This is a genomic window from Marinimicrobium sp. UBA4209 (genome assembly GCF_002381585.1).
In the GTDB taxonomy this organism is placed as follows: Bacteria; Pseudomonadota; Gammaproteobacteria; order Pseudomonadales; family Cellvibrionaceae; genus Marinimicrobium; species Marinimicrobium koreense.
Genome location: NZ_DFTP01000014.1, coordinates 40,255 through 40,631, shown reverse-complemented (window position 1 = coordinate 40,631; position 377 = coordinate 40,255). Strand labels below are relative to the sequence as shown.

1 pseudogene is annotated in these 377 nt (G+C 63.1%); it reads right to left on the bottom strand.

The features are described 5' to 3' along the window. Positions 1-377 (bottom strand): annotated as a pseudogene (locus B3187_RS02615) (hypothetical protein); the annotation flags it as partial.

Below are 377 nucleotides of genomic sequence, written 5' to 3'. Positions count from 1 at the left end.
TGTACCGCATTTTTGCGGGTGGCGCCGGACGGGTGGCGCAAGGCGTTACGTACGGCCGTGTCCGACGCCTCGTCGGTGACGGTAAACGCACCCAGGCCGTGTAGCGTCCAGATGGCATGAATCGAAGCCACGTCCAGACCCAGCGAATCACGATCCGGGTTGCCGGTCAGTATGGCCCGCAGTGCCGGGATGGCATCGGTACGCTCTTCGGTGACCAACAGGCGTTGGGCGGTCATGCGCCAGAACATGTTGTCGTTGGACAGGGTATCCACCAATGTTTCAGTGTCGGCATCTCTCAGATCCAGCGGCTCATACTCGGGGGCGTCTTTGGCCACCAGCCGGTAGATCCGACCCCGCTCCCGGTCCCGCAGCGGGTT